Origin of the sequence: Pseudolactococcus piscium, from assembly GCF_002441695.1 — a bacterium.
Taxonomy (GTDB): Bacteria; Bacillota; Bacilli; order Lactobacillales; family Streptococcaceae; genus Pseudolactococcus; species Pseudolactococcus piscium.
Genome location: NZ_JXJW01000065.1, coordinates 1 through 467, shown reverse-complemented (window position 1 = coordinate 467; position 467 = coordinate 1). Strand labels below are relative to the sequence as shown.

The window sequence follows — 467 nt, the reverse complement described above, 5'->3', positions numbered from 1 at the left end:
GTTGGCAACTCTACGCAATACGACGTAGCAGAGCGTTATCTATTAACCCTAATGAAAGCACACCCTGATTGGCAAATTAACCAATTATCAGGGTATTCTCAAAGTGCCTATATGTTGAAAATAGGTGCTAAATATCATATTCCTGTAACAGTTTTTCATGGGTGGTTTAATTACAATACGTTAACCAAGGCAGAACGGACATATATGAATGCGCACATGGCCCAATATATCAATTATCGCGCGCACGAGGAGGAAGTCGGCGGTAAGTTCGTTATCAGCCATGATGCGCAAAATACTGCAGGGTCTGTTTACTATATAGGTGGTGTAACTAGTCATTTGCTAGGGTCGTTCAAATTTGATAAAAATGGCAATATCAAATTTAATATTGATGATGCAAAAGGCGAGAAAAAAATAGCTAATTTACAAGCTAGTATCGCAAAAAGTTCAGGTGGCAAGCGGATTGCTTT

The 467-nt window shown here is 39.0% G+C and carries 1 pseudogene; it reads left to right on the top strand.

Annotated elements, in window-relative coordinates:
• Nucleotides 1-467: pseudogene (locus tag RU86_RS12215) on the top strand (hypothetical protein); the annotation flags it as partial.